The 14,214-nt window shown below is 72.0% G+C and carries 12 protein-coding genes and 1 pseudogene; 7 read left to right on the top strand and 6 right to left on the bottom strand.

From position 1 onward, the window contains the following. Nucleotides 1-11: 11 nt before the first annotated feature. Together mycP and eccB are read right to left on the bottom strand one after the other, a co-directional pair. Complete coding sequence (gene mycP, locus PV419_RS49435) at nt 12-1,310, bottom strand: type VII secretion-associated serine protease mycosin (protein ID WP_319700515.1); 1,299 nt, start codon at nt 1,308-1,310, stop codon at nt 12-14. Nucleotides 1,311-1,313: 3 nt separating this feature from the next. After that, on the bottom strand, nt 1,314-2,888 hold the full coding sequence (eccB, locus tag PV419_RS49430; RefSeq protein WP_319700512.1) for a type VII secretion protein EccB: 1,575 nt from the start codon (nt 2,886-2,888) through the stop codon (nt 1,314-1,316). Between the two features lie 370 nt (nt 2,889-3,258). On the opposite strand from eccB, the gene eccE reads away from it, so the two are divergent. The 3 genes from eccE (at nt 3,259) to PV419_RS49415 (ending at nt 5,686) form a co-directional block, all read left to right on the top strand. Next, a complete protein-coding gene (eccE, locus tag PV419_RS49425) occupies nt 3,259-4,443 on the top strand; it encodes a type VII secretion protein EccE (RefSeq protein ID WP_319700510.1) in 1,185 nt (394 codons plus the stop codon). Continuing rightward, entirely contained in the window at nt 4,443-5,300 is an 858-nt protein-coding gene (locus tag PV419_RS49420; RefSeq protein ID WP_319700508.1) for a hypothetical protein, read from the top strand. The genes eccE and PV419_RS49420 overlap by 1 nt, the downstream gene beginning before the upstream one ends. A gap of 155 nt (nt 5,301-5,455) precedes the next feature. Further along, entirely contained in the window at nt 5,456-5,686 is a 231-nt protein-coding gene (locus PV419_RS49415) for a DUF397 domain-containing protein (protein WP_319700506.1), read from the top strand. Nucleotides 5,687-5,689: 3 nt separating this feature from the next. Here PV419_RS49415 and PV419_RS49410 read toward each other — a convergent pair whose 3' ends face one another. After that, the gene (locus tag PV419_RS49410) at nt 5,690-5,953 is read right to left on the bottom strand and encodes a hypothetical protein (RefSeq protein ID WP_319700504.1); all 264 of its coding nucleotides are present in this window, start codon (nt 5,951-5,953) and stop codon (nt 5,690-5,692) included. A 155-nt stretch (nt 5,954-6,108) separates the two neighbouring features. Between PV419_RS49410 and PV419_RS53625 the strand changes: the two are divergent. The 4 genes and pseudogenes from PV419_RS53625 to PV419_RS49395 all read left to right on the top strand — a co-directional run. Further along, nucleotides 6,109-6,243 (top strand): annotated as a pseudogene (locus PV419_RS53625) (helix-turn-helix domain-containing protein); the annotation flags it as partial. A gap of 21 nt (nt 6,244-6,264) precedes the next feature. Beyond that, a complete protein-coding gene (locus PV419_RS49405; RefSeq protein WP_319700502.1) occupies nt 6,265-6,678 on the top strand; it encodes a hypothetical protein in 414 nt (137 codons plus the stop codon). Between the two features lie 138 nt (nt 6,679-6,816). Beyond that, complete coding sequence (locus PV419_RS49400) at nt 6,817-7,320, top strand: transposase (protein ID WP_319700500.1); 504 nt, start codon at nt 6,817-6,819, stop codon at nt 7,318-7,320. A gap of 477 nt (nt 7,321-7,797) precedes the next feature. Continuing rightward, nucleotides 7,798-11,334 carry an SCO5717 family growth-regulating ATPase gene (locus tag PV419_RS49395; protein WP_319700498.1) on the top strand — a complete coding sequence of 1,179 codons (3,537 nt, stop codon included), beginning with the start codon at nt 7,798-7,800 and terminating at the stop codon, nt 11,332-11,334. A 123-nt stretch (nt 11,335-11,457) separates the two neighbouring features. Here PV419_RS49395 and PV419_RS49390 read toward each other — a convergent pair whose 3' ends face one another. The 3 genes from PV419_RS49390 to rbfA form a co-directional block, all read right to left on the bottom strand. Beyond that, the gene (locus tag PV419_RS49390) at nt 11,458-12,441 is read right to left on the bottom strand and encodes a bifunctional riboflavin kinase/FAD synthetase (RefSeq protein ID WP_319700496.1); all 984 of its coding nucleotides are present in this window, start codon (nt 12,439-12,441) and stop codon (nt 11,458-11,460) included. Between the two features lie 323 nt (nt 12,442-12,764). Then, nucleotides 12,765-13,679, bottom strand: coding sequence for a tRNA pseudouridine(55) synthase TruB (truB, locus tag PV419_RS49385; RefSeq protein ID WP_319700494.1), 915 nt, complete (start codon nt 13,677-13,679; stop codon nt 12,765-12,767). Continuing rightward, nucleotides 13,676-14,209 carry a 30S ribosome-binding factor RbfA gene (gene rbfA / locus PV419_RS49380; protein ID WP_319700493.1) on the bottom strand — a complete coding sequence of 178 codons (534 nt, stop codon included), beginning with the start codon at nt 14,207-14,209 and terminating at the stop codon, nt 13,676-13,678. The genes truB and rbfA overlap by 4 nt, the downstream gene beginning before the upstream one ends. Nucleotides 14,210-14,214 lie beyond the last annotated feature (5 nt).

Raw genomic sequence — 14,214 nt, 5'->3', positions numbered from 1 at the left:
GACCGTCCCACTCAACTGGCAGGTCGGCGGCGTCGCTTGTGTTCGTGGAGTACGGCTGCCGTACCCGTGATCATCGCGACGAGGAGGGCTCCGCCGCCCAAGGCGTAGGTCGCGAAGCGCTCGCGGCGTTCCTGGGGGGTTTCGCCGAGGGTGAGGGTGGCGGGTTGGGGGGCGTCGACGTCGTGAGCGGCGCCTTTGTCGAGGGTGACGTGGTCGATGGGGTGGTCGTCTTCGGTGAGGGCGCGGACGGGGTCCACGACCCCCCAGCCGACGTAGGGGTCGTGGGCGTTGACGGCGCGTTCGGCGGTCTGCTCGATTTGGGCGACGACCTCGTTCTGCTTCCAGTCGGGGTGCTTGGCGCGGATGAGGGCGGCGACGCCGGCGACGTAGGGGGCGGAGAAGCTGGTTCCGTTGTCGACGCACTGGCCGCCGCGGGGGACGGTGGAGACCATGTCGACGCCGGGGGCCGCGACGCCGACGAAGTTGCCGGCCTGGGAGAAGGGGGCGCGCTCGTTGTTGCGGTCGGAGGAGCCGACGGCGAGGACGCCCTCGTAGGCGGCGGGGTAGGTCTTCTTGACCTTGCCGTCGAGGCCGTCGTTGCCGGCGGAGGCGACCACGACGACGTCGTTCTTCAGGGCGTTGTTGATCGCCCGTTGGAGGTTGTTGTTGGCTCGCAGGGGCTTGACGGTGTCCTGGGAGATGTTGATCACCCGGGCATGCTTTTCGACCGCCTTGTCGATGGCGGTCGCCATCGTGTCCGTGGTGCCCGAGCCCTTTTCGTCGTTCTGGCGGATCGGGAGGATCTTGGCGGCCGGGGCGAGGCCGACGAAGCCTGTGCCGGTGCGGGGGCGGGCAGCGATGATGCCGGCGACCTTGGTGCCGTGGCCGACCAGGTCGTCCGTGCCGTCGCCCTTCTTGCCCTTTTCCAGGCTGTTCTTGCCGGATTTACGGACCTCGAAGCCGAGCTTGGTGTCGACCGCGTCGGTGAGCTGCGGGTTCTTGTTGTCGACGCCCGTGTCGATGACGGCGACGAGGACGGGGCGGCCGGTCTTCTTGTCGATGCCCTTGGTGTCCTGCCACAGCTGGTCCAGCATGACGCGCTGCAGCGACCAAGGGGTGCCCTTGATCTGCTTGGCGGGGTAGGTGCACTCCCCTGCGCCCGCCAGGGAGAGGGCCTCGCCGAGCTGGGTAGGGATCAGCGGGCCCTGGGCCGCCGTCAGGGCCGTGAGAGCGGCCGCCGTCGAGAGGAAGAGTGCCTTTTTCACGTTCCGCCGCACTGGTGAGGCGGGTCCCTTCTTCGTGTTCCTCATGGGCTACGACCCCTGCGGCTGCTTGGCGCTGTTGGTGTCCAGGCGCGGTCCCCTCGGCAGGAACTCCGACCAGTTGGCGGGTACGGGCACCGGAATGACGTCCTTGTAACCGAGCCTTATCTGCGCCTGATTGACGTCCTGCTGCGCGGAATTGGTTCCCGACTGATCGGAACTGCCATCACTGATCTTCGATTTGTCCGTACCGCTGTCGTTATTGGACTGCACCACGTAGCGAAGCCCGGTGTCCGTGACCAGGAAGATCGCGCCGCTCGAGGTCTGGCGGCCGGTGACCTGACGGTAGAGGAGGCCGGAGCCCGGGGTCACATAGGCGCTGGTGGCGCCGTCCGGGATGGTGGCGGGGAAGTCGGTGCCCGCCCAGGTGGCCAGCTGGGGGGTGCGCTTGGACGTCATTCCGCTCATGATGCTGCAGACGGTGTCCCGCTCGGCGCTGCCCTGGACTTGCTGCTGCTCGATGGAGTTGGCCTGCTCGGGGACCTGCGTCGGCCACTCGTACTGGCCGTAGAAGTCCCCCTCCGGTGTGAAGGACGCGGTGCTCACCCGCTCGGCCCGGCCGGCCTGGCCGAGGTCCTTGAGCTGCTCGCTGTTGAGGAGGAGCTTGGCGACGAACTCCGAGATGCGCTGCACCTTGCCCTGCAGGACGACGTAGTTCTGGGTGCTGGTGCCGGTGTTCGCTTCGAGGACCATGCCGACCTTGTTGGCCTGGTCCGGGAGGGTGCCCACTCCGGCGTCGGCGCCGATCCGGCCCGGGACCTCGGGGAAGGAGATGGGGGCGCCGTCCGGGAAGGTCGCCAGCCAGTCCTTGGTAACACGCTGCGGTTTGGCACCGTCCCGGAAGATGGAGCGGAGCAGGAGGTCGTACTCCTTCGGCGGCACCTGCTTCCACTTGGTGCCGCCGATCAGGTATTTGGTGCCCTGGGGGTCGACGAGGTAGCGGGCGTTGTCCTGGCCCTGCACATAGAGGGCCTGGGCGCCGCTCAGGCGCTGCGAGCTCCGCAGCTTCTTGCCCTTCGGGTCACGGTCGGAGAAGAGGAAGACCGCCTTCTGGGTGGTTTTCCCGTAGCCGCCGGGCTGCTCGCAGACAGCCCACTCCTTCTGCTTGCCGGCGTCGTCGGCCCCGGGCAGGCGGTCGGGAGCGTACGGGATGCCGATCGTCGGGCCGCGCGGGATGTGGCCGTTGTCGAGCTCGGACTCCTTCACCTTGACGACGCTGGAGTTGTCGCCGGTGAGCAGGAGCTTGGCAGAGGCGAAGTTGAGGACGGGGTACAGCTGGACCTTGCCGTCGGGGCCCTTGAGGACCACGTAGCGCGTGGTGGAGTTGGAGCCGACGATGACATGGGCGCCCACCGCGTCCCAGCCCTTGGGGGCGATCGGCTTGAACATGCCCCAGGCGCCGAAGCCGGCGAGGATCAGCGCGCCTATGACGATCCCGGGGAGGACCGTACGCAGCGGGCGCGGGGCGCCCTCCTCCGTACCGCTCGGTGAGGGTTGCAAGAACGCGGCGACTGTCCGCTTCTTCGCGAATGTGTAGGCGTTGAGCTCATCCCGCCGTGATGCCATCTTTAGCCGTATCTCCCCGCTTTTCGGCCTCGGCCGTCGGGCACTGCCCTCGGTCCGGGTGTCGTACCGACCCTCTACTATGCCGGGAAGGAATTGGCTCGTGTCGCTCGGGGACGATCCGGCCACGGACGTCCGCCGGGTCATCGGGTGTGTTTCGGACTTTAAGGGGCTGACGGGGATGGCTGCCGCCACGCGCGCACGCACCGCGGGGAGCGGATCCGGCCGGAGGAGGTCGGGCGAGTCCCGCTCGCGGACACCCTCCGGCTCTCCGCCCGCCCCCGCACCGGCATCCGCGGGACCACCCGCCGCGGGCGGCGCCGCCGGGTCGGTCACGCCGCGGCCGGCCTCCCGGTCGGGCAGTTTCGGGCCGGTGCGGCTGCAGCAGTTCGTGCTGATCGAGGTGGCCGCGGCGATCGTGCTGGTCGCGTGGATCGTCGATGAGCTGTTGCTGGTGCCCGCTGCGGCCGTGGGCCTGGTGCTGGTGCTGCTCGCCGTCGTGCGCCGCCGTCAGCAGCCCATATCGGAGTGGCTGAGCACCGCCGCCTCGCTGCGGCGGCGCAAGCGGTTGGCGGCGAAGCCGCTCGACGCGGGTACGGACCCCGGCTTCGCGATCGCGGTGGAGTGCGAACCGGCTCTGCGGACCCTCACGTTCATCGACCGCGACCGGCGCGCGGTGGGCATGGTCGGGGACGGCACCTTCCTGACGGCGGTGCTGCAGGTGGAGGCGGTGGACGCGCCGCTGCGGCCGCAGCGCGCCCAGCAGCCGCTCCCACTGGCCCTGCTGCGGGACGCCATGGAGGTGGACGGGATCCTGCTGGAGTCGGTGCAGGTCGTCCAGCACACGCTGCCCGCGCCCGCGCACCACCTGCCGGCCCAGTCGCTGGCCCTGCGCAACTACGCGCCGCTGCAGGCGCAGACCGGCGCGCCCGCGGTCCGTATGACGTGGGTGGCGCTGAAGTTCGACCCGGAGCTGTGCCCGGAGGCCGTGGCCGCGCGCGGCGGCGGGCTGGGCGGCGCCCAGCGGTGTCTGCTGCGCACGGCGGACCAGTTGGCGAGCCGGCTGCAGGGGGCCGGCTTCGGGGTGACGGTGCTGACGGAGGAGTCGCTGACCGCCGCCATCGCGACCGCGGCGAGCGCCAACCAGCGGGCCACCGCGCAGGCCGGGCGGCGGGACACGCTCAACCGCCGCACCCTGGAGAGCGCGCGGGCCTGGCGGTGCGACGACCGCTGGCACACCGCCTACTGGATCGGCCGCTGGCCGCAGATGGACCCGGCGTCGGCCCCGCTGCCCCAGCTGGCCGCGCTGCTCACCTCGTTGCCCGCGCTGTCGACGACCCTCAGCCTCACGCTGCACCGGGGTGGCAAGCTGGGCGGCCGGCACGCGCCGACCATCAGCGGCCATGTCCGGATCACCGGCCGTAGCGCCGATGAGCTGGTCAACATCCGCAAGGAGCTGGAGCGTACGGCGCGCGGGGTGCGGATCGGGCTGGTGCGGCTGGACCGCGAGCAGGTGCCCGGTGTCCTCGCCACTCTGCCCCTGGGAGGGACCCGCTGATGGCCACGCCCACGACCGCCCCGAACGGGGCAGGTTTCCCCGGCCCCGGTTTTCCCGGCCCCGGCTCCGGTATTCCCGGCTCCGGCTCCGGCTTTCCCGCCACCACCGGCCCCGGGCAGGCGCCCGAGCCGGAGCCCGCGCCCGCGCCGCCGCGCAAGCAGTGGTCCGGCTTCGGACTGCTCGGGCCGCGCCGGCAGCGCCACGAGGTGCCGCCCGAGCAGTTCGAGTCGCTCGCGCTGCCCGTCGGCGACGACGGCATCGTGATCGGCGCGGACGGGCAGGGGCAGCCCGCGGTGCTGGGGCTGCACCGCCCCTCTCCGTTCAACGTCCTGCTGGTCGGCGGCCTGTGGACGGCGCAGGTGATCGGCCTGCGCGCCGTCGCCACGGGCGCCCGGGTCACGGTGGAGACCGGCCGTCAGCAGATGTGGACGTCGCTGGCCCAGGCCGCGAACAACAACCAGCAGTGCATCACCCTGCACGACGTGGGGCGGGTACCGCCGCAGGGCGCCTCGGTCAGCAGCCCGGTCCTGGTCATCCGGGACGCCGGGATGCGGCCGCCGCGGGGACGGGTGACCGCCGCGCCCTGGCAGTCAGTGCTGACCTTGCTGCCGTATCTGAGTCCGGTCGCCCCCCGGTTGATGGAGAACGCGGGTCTGGTCGGCATCCAGCGGGTGTCCCCGGACGAGGCCGCGCAGATCGGCCGCATCATGGGCCTGCCGGCAGTCGACGTGTCCGCGCTGTCCACGCTGGCGGACGGGGTCACCCTCTGGTGCACCCGCCATGCGCAGCTGTACGTGGCGACTCAGCCGACCGACGCCGAGTCGGGTCTGCTGGGCGCGCCGCGTCGTATGGACTGATGAGCTGAGCCGGGAGCCTGGCCATGCCGCCGCGTGGCTGTCAAGTTCGGTTGCCTCGGCGCGCTCGGGGGACGACACTGGCGGCGACAGTGTCCACGCGGCTCCATTCCGTGAGCACATTGGCCTCCGCAGTATCCGAAGGGACGTACGAACCAATGGCCGACGCCAAAGAGAAGGCCGAGCTGTATGCACTGGACATCTCCGATGTCGAGTGGCTCAGCGCGCCCGGCAGCGCCTCCGAAGACCGGGTGGAGATCGCCTATCTGCGGGGCGGAGCGGTCGCCATGAGGAACTCCGCCGATCCCGAGACGGTTCTGCGCTACACCGAAGCCGAATGGCACGCCTTTGTGCTCGGCGCGCGGGACGGCGAGTTCGACCTGCAGTGAGAATCAAGGGCAGAAAGTCGTGATCATCTCTTCGGCCGGTCCCGACCCCGTCAACCGGTCCGAAGCGATATAGAAAACGCCGTTCCGGTAGATCCTGGTCGCGGAGGCGGGGCCGGCCTCCGCCGCCCTGGTCGCGCTCGGCAGCCGCAGCAGAGCCTTCGGCCTGCCGCCGCCCGAGCCGATGCCGATGGCCGAGCCAGCCGTGTGGTCCGTCGGCTCCTCGTACGCGATCAGGCGCTCGCCCTCCGCGCTCAGCGGAAACAGCATCCGGCCGGGCACCTTGGCCGCCCACTTCCGCTGTCCCGCCCGTATCTCGGCGCTGCCCCCTGCGTCGGCTGAGGTTGTCCCACTCCTTGATGCGGAGCCGTGAAGCGGTGGAGTTCTCTCCGTTGTCAGTGGCCAGCGCTAGCGTATTCGCGTGAGTGAGAGGGGGTGTCGGGGTGCTGTCCGGTCGCAGGTATCGGCTTGAGCTGACGGCTGAGCAGGCTGCGTTGTGTCAGGAGATCGGCGATATCTGCCGGTCAGTGTGGAACACCGCTCTGGAACAGCGCAGGGAGTACCGCAGGCGTGGGGCGTGGATGAACTACGTGCCGCAGGCGGCTCAACTGGCTGAGGCCAAAGGCGAGCACCCGTGGTTGAAGACGGCGCCGTCTCATGTGCTTCAGCAGACGCTCCGCGATCTGGACCGGGCGTGCCGTGAGCATGGCACATTCAAGGTCCGATGGCGCTCGAAGGCACGATGGCACCCGTCGTTCCGGTTCCCCGCCGGAAACCTCATCCGGGTGGAGCGGCTGGGCCGTAGGTGGGGGCAGGTGAAGCTGCCCAAGCTGGGGTGGGTGCGGTTTCGCTGGTCGCGTGCGCTCGGTGGTGAGATCCGGTCGGCAACGGTCAGCCGCCGGGGCGGGCAGTGGTTCGTGGCCTTCCTTGTGGACGACGCACGCCGGACAAGCACGCGATGCCGGGCACAGCTGTCGGTATCGACCGGGGTGTGACGGTCGCGGCGGTCACCAGCGACGGCACCTTCCACGACCGGCAGTTCATCACGCCCGGCGAGTCAGTACGGTACCGCAGGTTGCAGCAGAAGCTGGCCCGGCAGGGGATCCGCCAACCGGTGCAAGACCATCGCTGCGATGGGCCGGATCATGGCCCGCGTCACCGATCGGCGTGCCGACTTCTGCGCGTACACCGCCAACCGCATCACCGCCCGCAACGCGCTGGTGGTCCTGGAAGACCTGCGGACCCGGAACATGACCGCGAGCGCGTCCGGGACATCCGACCGACCCGGCCGTGGCGTCCGGCAGAAGGCCGGGCTGAACCGGGCGATCCTCGACAAGGGCTGGCACCGGCTGGAACTGGCTCTTCGCAATGCCGCCCGCAGTACGGGCAGTCGGATTGTTGTCGTCAACCCCGCGTACACGTCCCGGACGTGCAACCGGTGCGGGCACGTGGACGCGAGGAGCCGCAAGAGCCAAGCGGTCTTCGTGTGCACGACCTGCGGCCGGGACCACGCCGACGTGAACGCGGTCAAGAACCAACGGGACGCGGGGCTCGCGTTCCCAGCCTGTGGAGACCTCGGCACCAGCCGGTCCGCGAAGCAGGAACCCGTAAGCCGGGCAACCGGCCGAAACCCCTGAGAAGGGGAATCCCTGCCATGCGTGGCAGGGAGGACGTCAAAGGACCGCTTGCCCAGGCGGCTACGCGGCTTGTGGTAGTCGTCAGCGAGGACGCGCAGGACGTGGCCGGGCTGAGAAGACCGTGCTCACGTTGTAGCCCTTGCGCACGGCGTATTTCCAGGGAACCTCGCCGGTGGACCGGTTGATCCTCTGCAGTCCGGAGTTGTCGACGCCGTGAAAGTCATGCGGAGGTGTGCGCGTGCGGCATACGGGATGTAGCCATGAGGGGTGCGTGAGGTATCGGTCAGGTTTGAGGGCGGGGACGGGCCTGCCCCAGCGGCGCCCATGGTGATTAGTCTTGGTGTGCACGATGGAGAACCTCATCTCAGGTTCCCGACGTCGCAACGGGGAAAGCCGAGCGGTCGGACGACAGTAACGATCGGCAACGATCGGCCTCGCCAAGATTTTCAAAGGTGCTCGACCACACCAGGAGGCATTGTGAGTAGCGATCGGGACGAGATCCGCGCGGGCGGAACCACACCCGGCGATGATCGGTCCGACGCGGAGACCGAGCACACGGGCGAATTCACCATTGATTACACCCCGCCTGCCTGGTACACGCAGAACGCTTCGTCGTCGTCGGCGGCAGGCGGTACGGCCTACGGCGGCGGTGGGGGCGCCGAGAGCGGCAGAGGCGCGGCAACGCCGCCTGCGCCCCCGACGGGCAGTCCGGTGGCCGCGCCCGGGGTCCCGGAGCCGAGCGGCTTCGCGCCCGCGTGGCCGGCGGCGGATGCGCCCACCCCCGGAGCTCCCGCGGACGAGGCCGCGCAGGGTGCCGCCCCACAGGGTGCGGCTGCTCAGACGGATGCCGGGCGCCCCGAAGGGGCGGGCACACCATCAGATCCATCTGATTCGACCGACTACACGCTGCAGCCGAGCGCGCCCGCCCCCGTGGCTGACGCCCCGGCAGCTGACGCGGCGTCGCCGCTCGGGGACGGCAGCCCGGCGGGCCAGGGCCCGGGCGCGGCCGACGTTCCCGAGCAGCGGGAGCCCGCGGCTCCCCAGGCCGCTGACGTCGCCGGGGCCCCCGCGCCGACGGACGCCATTACGGGCCCCGCCGGTTCCGGTGAGGTCCGGGACGACGCGGCACCGCAGGCCGGCGGCTCCGGCTCCGGCGATCTGGGCGCCCACGCCACCATGCGGTTCTCCCCCGCCGCCCTGCACCGCGAGATCGCCGAGCGGGCAGGCGACGGGGCCGGCGGTGCTGGTGGGGCCGGTGCGGCCGAACCGTCCGGGGCCGTTCCCACCGACGTGCCCCCCGCGCCTCCCGCGCCCGCCGACGCTGGCCCGCCCGCCGACGCGCCCCAGAGCGGCGATGTGCGCAGCGAGGGCACCCTGCGGTTCTCCACCGCCTCCCTGCGCCGCGACATCGCCGAGCGCAGGGCCAAGAGCGCCGAAACGGGCGCCGCGCCGGAGGACCCCAACGCCGAGGCCGAGCCTCAGGACGCGCCGCCCGCCGGGCAGCCGCAGTCCCCCCAGCAGCCCGGTCCGTGGGCCCCGCCGGCCGCCCCGCAGGCCGGTCTGCCCCCGCTACCCCCGGACTTCCAACCCGCCGCGCCGCAGAGCGCGGGCGGTGCTGCGGGCACACCGGGCGCGGCCGAAGCGCCGGGTGGCGGCGCACAGCCCGCGCCGGGCGCGCCGTGGCCGGCCCAGGGCGCCGGTGCCGCGGCTCCGGGCGGACCGCTTCCGCAGCAGCGTACGGACGCCCCGCAGCAGGCGCCCGGAGCGACCGGCGTCCCCGGTACGGACGGCTCGTTCGCGCAGCAGGCCGCCGCGTGGCCGCCTCCGGCCCCGGGTACCGAGGGGCAGCCCGCCCCCGGCGTCCCGACCGGCCCCCAGGCCTCCCCGGCGGCCCCCGGCCAGGCCTCGGCGCCGCCGCAGGGCGGTTACGGCTTCCCCGGCCCGGCCGCCGGACCCGGGAACCCGCAACAGCAGCCGCCGCAGGCCCAGGGACCAGCCGTACCCGGCCACCAGGGCGGCTACGGCTTCCCGCGACCTGTCGACGGCACCCCTGCCGACGGCACGCCCGCCGCCGGGCAGGCCGCGCCTCCCCAGGCCATGAACGCGCCAGGCGCGCACGGCGCCTTCCCGCAGGGCGGTCCCACCGCTGGTCCAGGCGCTCAGGCAGGCCCGGGCGGTCAGGCGCGGCCGGGCCCTGACCACCGTGGTTACGGATATCCGCAGCCCGGAGCCCCCGGTCCGCATCCGGCACAGCCCATGCCCGCGACCTCCGGCCAGGCCCCGACTCCCCCGCAGCAGAGCGGTTACGGCTTCCCGGGCCCGGCCTCCGGGCCCGGGAACCCGCAGCAGCAGCCGCAGGGCCAGGGACCAGCCGTACCCGGCCAGCAGGGCCAGCAGGGCGGCTACGGCTTCCCGCGCCCCGCCGACGCCACGCCTACCGGTGGGACCCCCATCGGTCGCACCCCCGCCGCCGCGCCGACCGGGCAGCCCGGCCCCGCCACGCCGGGCCCGCAGGCCGGTTACGGGTACCCGCAGCAGGCCCCGCAGGACGGCTACGGCTACCCGCGCCCCGGCGACGGCACGAGCACGCCCGGCTCCGGCAACGACTCACCCCTCGACCCGCGCACCGGCGGCTGGCCCGTCATCAGCCCTGAGCAGCGGCAGCGCCCGGCGGGCCAGGGCGCGGGAGCCCCGCTGGGCTACACCGCCGCGGTCGAGTTGTCCTCGGACCGCCTGATCCGCGGCAAGCAGAAGCCCAAGAAGAACAACAACGGGCCCTCGCGGTTCAAGATCGGTGGCCGGAAGGAGGAGGCCGAGCGGCAGCGCAAGCTCGAGCTGATCCGTACGCCCGTCCTGTCCTGCTACCGCATCGCGGTGATCAGCCTCAAGGGCGGCGTCGGCAAGACCACCACGACCACCGCTCTCGGCTCCACCCTCTCGAGCGAGCGGCAGGACAAGGTCATCGCTATCGACGCCAACCCGGACGCGGGCACGCTCGGCCGCCGGGTGCGCCGCGAGACGGGGGCGACGATCCGCGATCTGGTGACCGCGATCCCGTACCTCAACAGCTACATGGACATCCGGCGGTTCACCTCGCAGGCAGCCTCCGGCCTGGAGATCCTCGCCAACGACGTGGACCCGGCAGTCTCGACGACCTTCAACGACGAGGACTACCGCCGCGTCATCGACGTGCTGGGCAAGCAGTACCCGATCATCCTCACCGACTCGGGCACCGGCCTGCTCTACAGCGCCATGCGCGGGGTCCTCGACCTCGCCGACCAGCTGATCATCATCTCCACCCCCTCCGTGGACGGCGCCAGCAGCGCCAGCACCACCCTCGACTGGCTCTCCGCCCACGGCTACGCCGATCTGGTCTCGCGCAGCATCACGGTCATCTCCGGCGTCCGGGAGACCGGAAAGATGATCAAGGTTGAGGACATCGTGTCGCACTTCGAGACCCGGTGCCGGGGCGTGATCGTCGTGCCGTTCGACGAGCATCTGGCGGCGGGTGCGGAGGTGGACCTGGACATGATGCGTCCCAAGACCCGGGAGGCGTACTTCAACCTCTCCGCCATGGTCGCCGAGGACTTCGCCCGCGCCCAGCAGGCACAGGGGCTGTGGACGGCGGACGGCAGCCAGCAGCCGCCGCAGGTGGCGCCGCCGCTGCCGGGGCAGCAGCACGGCGAGGCGTATGGGCAGCAGCCGCAGCCGTACCCGCAGCAGCAACAGCCCCAGTACCCGGGGCAGCCCGGATATCCGCAGCCGGGACAGCCGGGACAGCCTGGGTATCCGCAGCCGGGACAACCCGGCCAGCCCGGTTATCCGGGTGCTCAGCAGCAGGGATGGCAGCAGCCTCAGCAGCCCTATCCGGGCGCGGCGCAGCCGGGTCAGCAGGGCCAGCCCGGTCAGCAGGGCCAGCCTGCTCAGCAGCCGGGTCAGCCCGCTCAGCCGTGGCAGGCCGCACAGCCGGGCCAGGCCTGGCAGCAGCAGCCGCCGGGCGGGTCCCAGGGCTGAGCGCGGCGCCGGGGCTCCGCCCCGGACCGGCGGGCCGGGTACGAAGACGCCGGACGGGCTGAATCCAGCCCGTCCGGCGTCTTCGTCGTCTCGTTGCCGCCTCGATTGCCGCCGCAGGGGGCGTCAGCGGCTGTCGCCCACCCGGAAGGCGGTCTCGGGGGAGCCGGCCGCCTCGACCAGCTCACGGGCCCGCTTCACATCGGCCGCCATGCGCTCCAGCAGTGCCTCGATGGATGAGAACGTCTCCTGGCCGCGCAGGTAGGCGAGGAAGTCCACCTCGACGTGCAGGCCGTACAGGTCCAGTCCCACGCGGTCGATCGCGTACGCCTCGACCGTGCGCTCGGTGCCGTCGAACTGCGGGTTCGTGCCGACCGAGATCGCCGCCGGCATCGCCTCGCCCTGGACGGTCAGCCAGCCCGCGTACACCCCGTCGGCCGGGATCGCGGTGTGCGGCAGGGTCTCCAGGTTGGCCGTCGGGAAGCCCAGCTCGCGGCCGCGCTGGGCGCCGCGCACCACCACGCCCTCGACGCGGTGCGGCCGCCCGAGGACCTCCATGGCGCCCGCGACGTCCCCCTCGGCGACCAGTCTGCGCACCAGGGTGGAGGAGAACGGCTCGCCGCCGCCCGCCGCCCCGCGCTGGTACAGGTCGACGACCTCGACCTCGAAGTCGTAGGTGGTGCCGAGCTCCTGCAGGAACGCGACGTTCCCGGCGGCCTTGTGGCCGAAGCGGAAGTTCGGGCCCTCCACCACGGCCCGCGCGTGCAACTTGTCGACCAGCACCTTCACCACGAAATCGCCGGGCGACAGCCGGGAGAACTCCGCCGTGAACGGCAGGATCAGCACCGCGTCCACGCCCAGCCCGGCCATCAGCTCGGCCCGCCGGTGGTGCGGTGCGAGCAGCGGCGGGTGGCTGCCGGGCCGAACGACCTCGCTGGGGTGGGGGTCGAAGGTCACCATGACCGCCGGGACGCCCAGTTCACGAGCGCGCGCCACCGTACGGCTGATGATCACCTGGTGCCCCCGGTGCACCCCGTCATAGGAGCCGATGGTGACGACGCTGCGTCCCCAGTCCTCGGGGATGTCCTCCAAGCCACGCCAGCGCTGCACTGTGCCCGCTCCTCGCCCGAACTCATGTATGTCGACTTCGCAGGTCTAAGACTGCCATGTCGTCGGCGTACGCTTCGCATCGGTCGGCACCACGGGCCGGTCCGACCGGCGTCCCCGCAGGTGGCGGCGGTGCCCCCGTACCGGAACGCGCCCCCTTCCACTCCCGCGAACCCTCCTGAGCGCCTGCCTGATGGGGTGAATTCGGGCGCGGGGGTGGACAGAGACCCTAGGGGGGTAAAGGGGGCGCGACGCATCGCGGGACGGCGAAGGCCGCCCCGCGGTGCGAAGCGGCCTCCCAGGCAGGACGCCCCAGACAGGGAGCCTCAGGCGAACACGGCCAGGCTCTTCGCCTTGCCCTTGTGCTCCTCCACCAGCGCCAGGAACCGCCCCTCCGGGCCGAAGACCGCCACGGGCCCGGCCTCCTCGCGGGCCGGCATGTCGATCCGTACGCCGTTGCCCAGCAGCCGGGCCCGGTCCGCGTCGACGTCCCAGCGCGGGAAGGCGGCGGCCGCGGCCTCGGCGATGGGCATGATCTGGAGGGACTCCTCCAGCTGCGGCAGCGTCCTGGCGGCGGCCAGCCCGTACGGTCCGACCCTGGTGCGCCGCAGCGCGGTCAGGTGGCCGCCGACGGCCAGCCCGGCGCCCAGGTCGCGGGCCAGCGCCCGGATGTAGGTGCCCGAGGAGCACACCACGGTGACGTCCAGGTCGAGTACGGGTGTGCCGTCCTCAGCCTTGGCCTCGCGGTGCGCGTGGAGGGTGAAGGACGACACGGTCACCGGCCGCGCCGGGATCTCGAAGTCCTCGCCCTCCCGCGCCCGCGCGTAGGAGCGCTTGCCGTCGATCTTGATGGCGCTGACCTTGGAGGGCACCTGCATGATGTCCCCGGTCAGCTCGGCGATCCCGGCCTCGACGGCGCCGAGGGCCGTCCCGGCGACGCCGGTGGAGGAGGTGACCTCCCCCTCCGCGTCGTCCGTGACGGTCGTCCGGCCGAGCCGGATCGTCGCCTCGTACTCCTTCTCGGTCAGCGCCAGGTGCCCGAGCAGCCGGGTGGCCTTCTCCACGCCGATCACGAGCACGCCCGTGGCCATGGGGTCCAGCGTCCCGGCGTGGCCGACCCGCCGGGTCCCGGCGAAGCGGCGCATTTTGGCCACGACGTCGTGTGAGGTGAAGCCGGCCGGCTTGTCGACGATCACCAGGCCGTCCGGGGCCGTGGAGCCGGCCGGTCCCTTGCGCGTCATGCGTCCGAGGAGCCCTTGCCGTCGGTGCCATCGGTGCTGTCGGTGCTGTCGGTGCTGTCGGTGCTGTCGGTGCTGTCGCCGTCGGCGGCACCGGAGCCCTCGGCAGCCTCCTCGCCGGGCTTCCGGTACGGGTCGGCGTCACCGGCGTACGTCGCGTCCGAGGACGCCTGGCGCACCTGAGCGTCCGCCGCCTTGGCCTTGGCCAGCAGGTCGTCGATCGTCCGGGCGTTGTCCGGCAGCGCGTCCGGGACGAACGTCAGGGACGGGGTGAAGCGCACCCCGGTCTGCCGGCCGACCTCGGACCGCAGCACGCCCTTGGCGCTCTCCAGGGCCGCCGCGGAGGCCGCCCGCTCCTCGTCGTCGCCGAGGACCGTGTAGAAGACGGTCGCCTCTCGCAGGTCACCGGTGACCCGGGTGTCGGTGATCGTGACGTAGCCGAGCCGCGGGTCCTTGATCCGCCGCTGCAGCATCTCCGCGACCACGACCCGGATGCGGTCAGCCAGCTTGCGTGCCCGCGCGGTGTCGGTCATGCGTC

This window comes from Streptomyces sp. ME19-01-6 (assembly GCF_033793745.1).
Taxonomy (GTDB): Bacteria; Actinomycetota; Actinomycetes; order Streptomycetales; family Streptomycetaceae; genus Streptomyces.
Note: the sequence above shows the minus strand (reverse complement) of the source record. Positions and strands in the feature narration are given on the sequence as shown.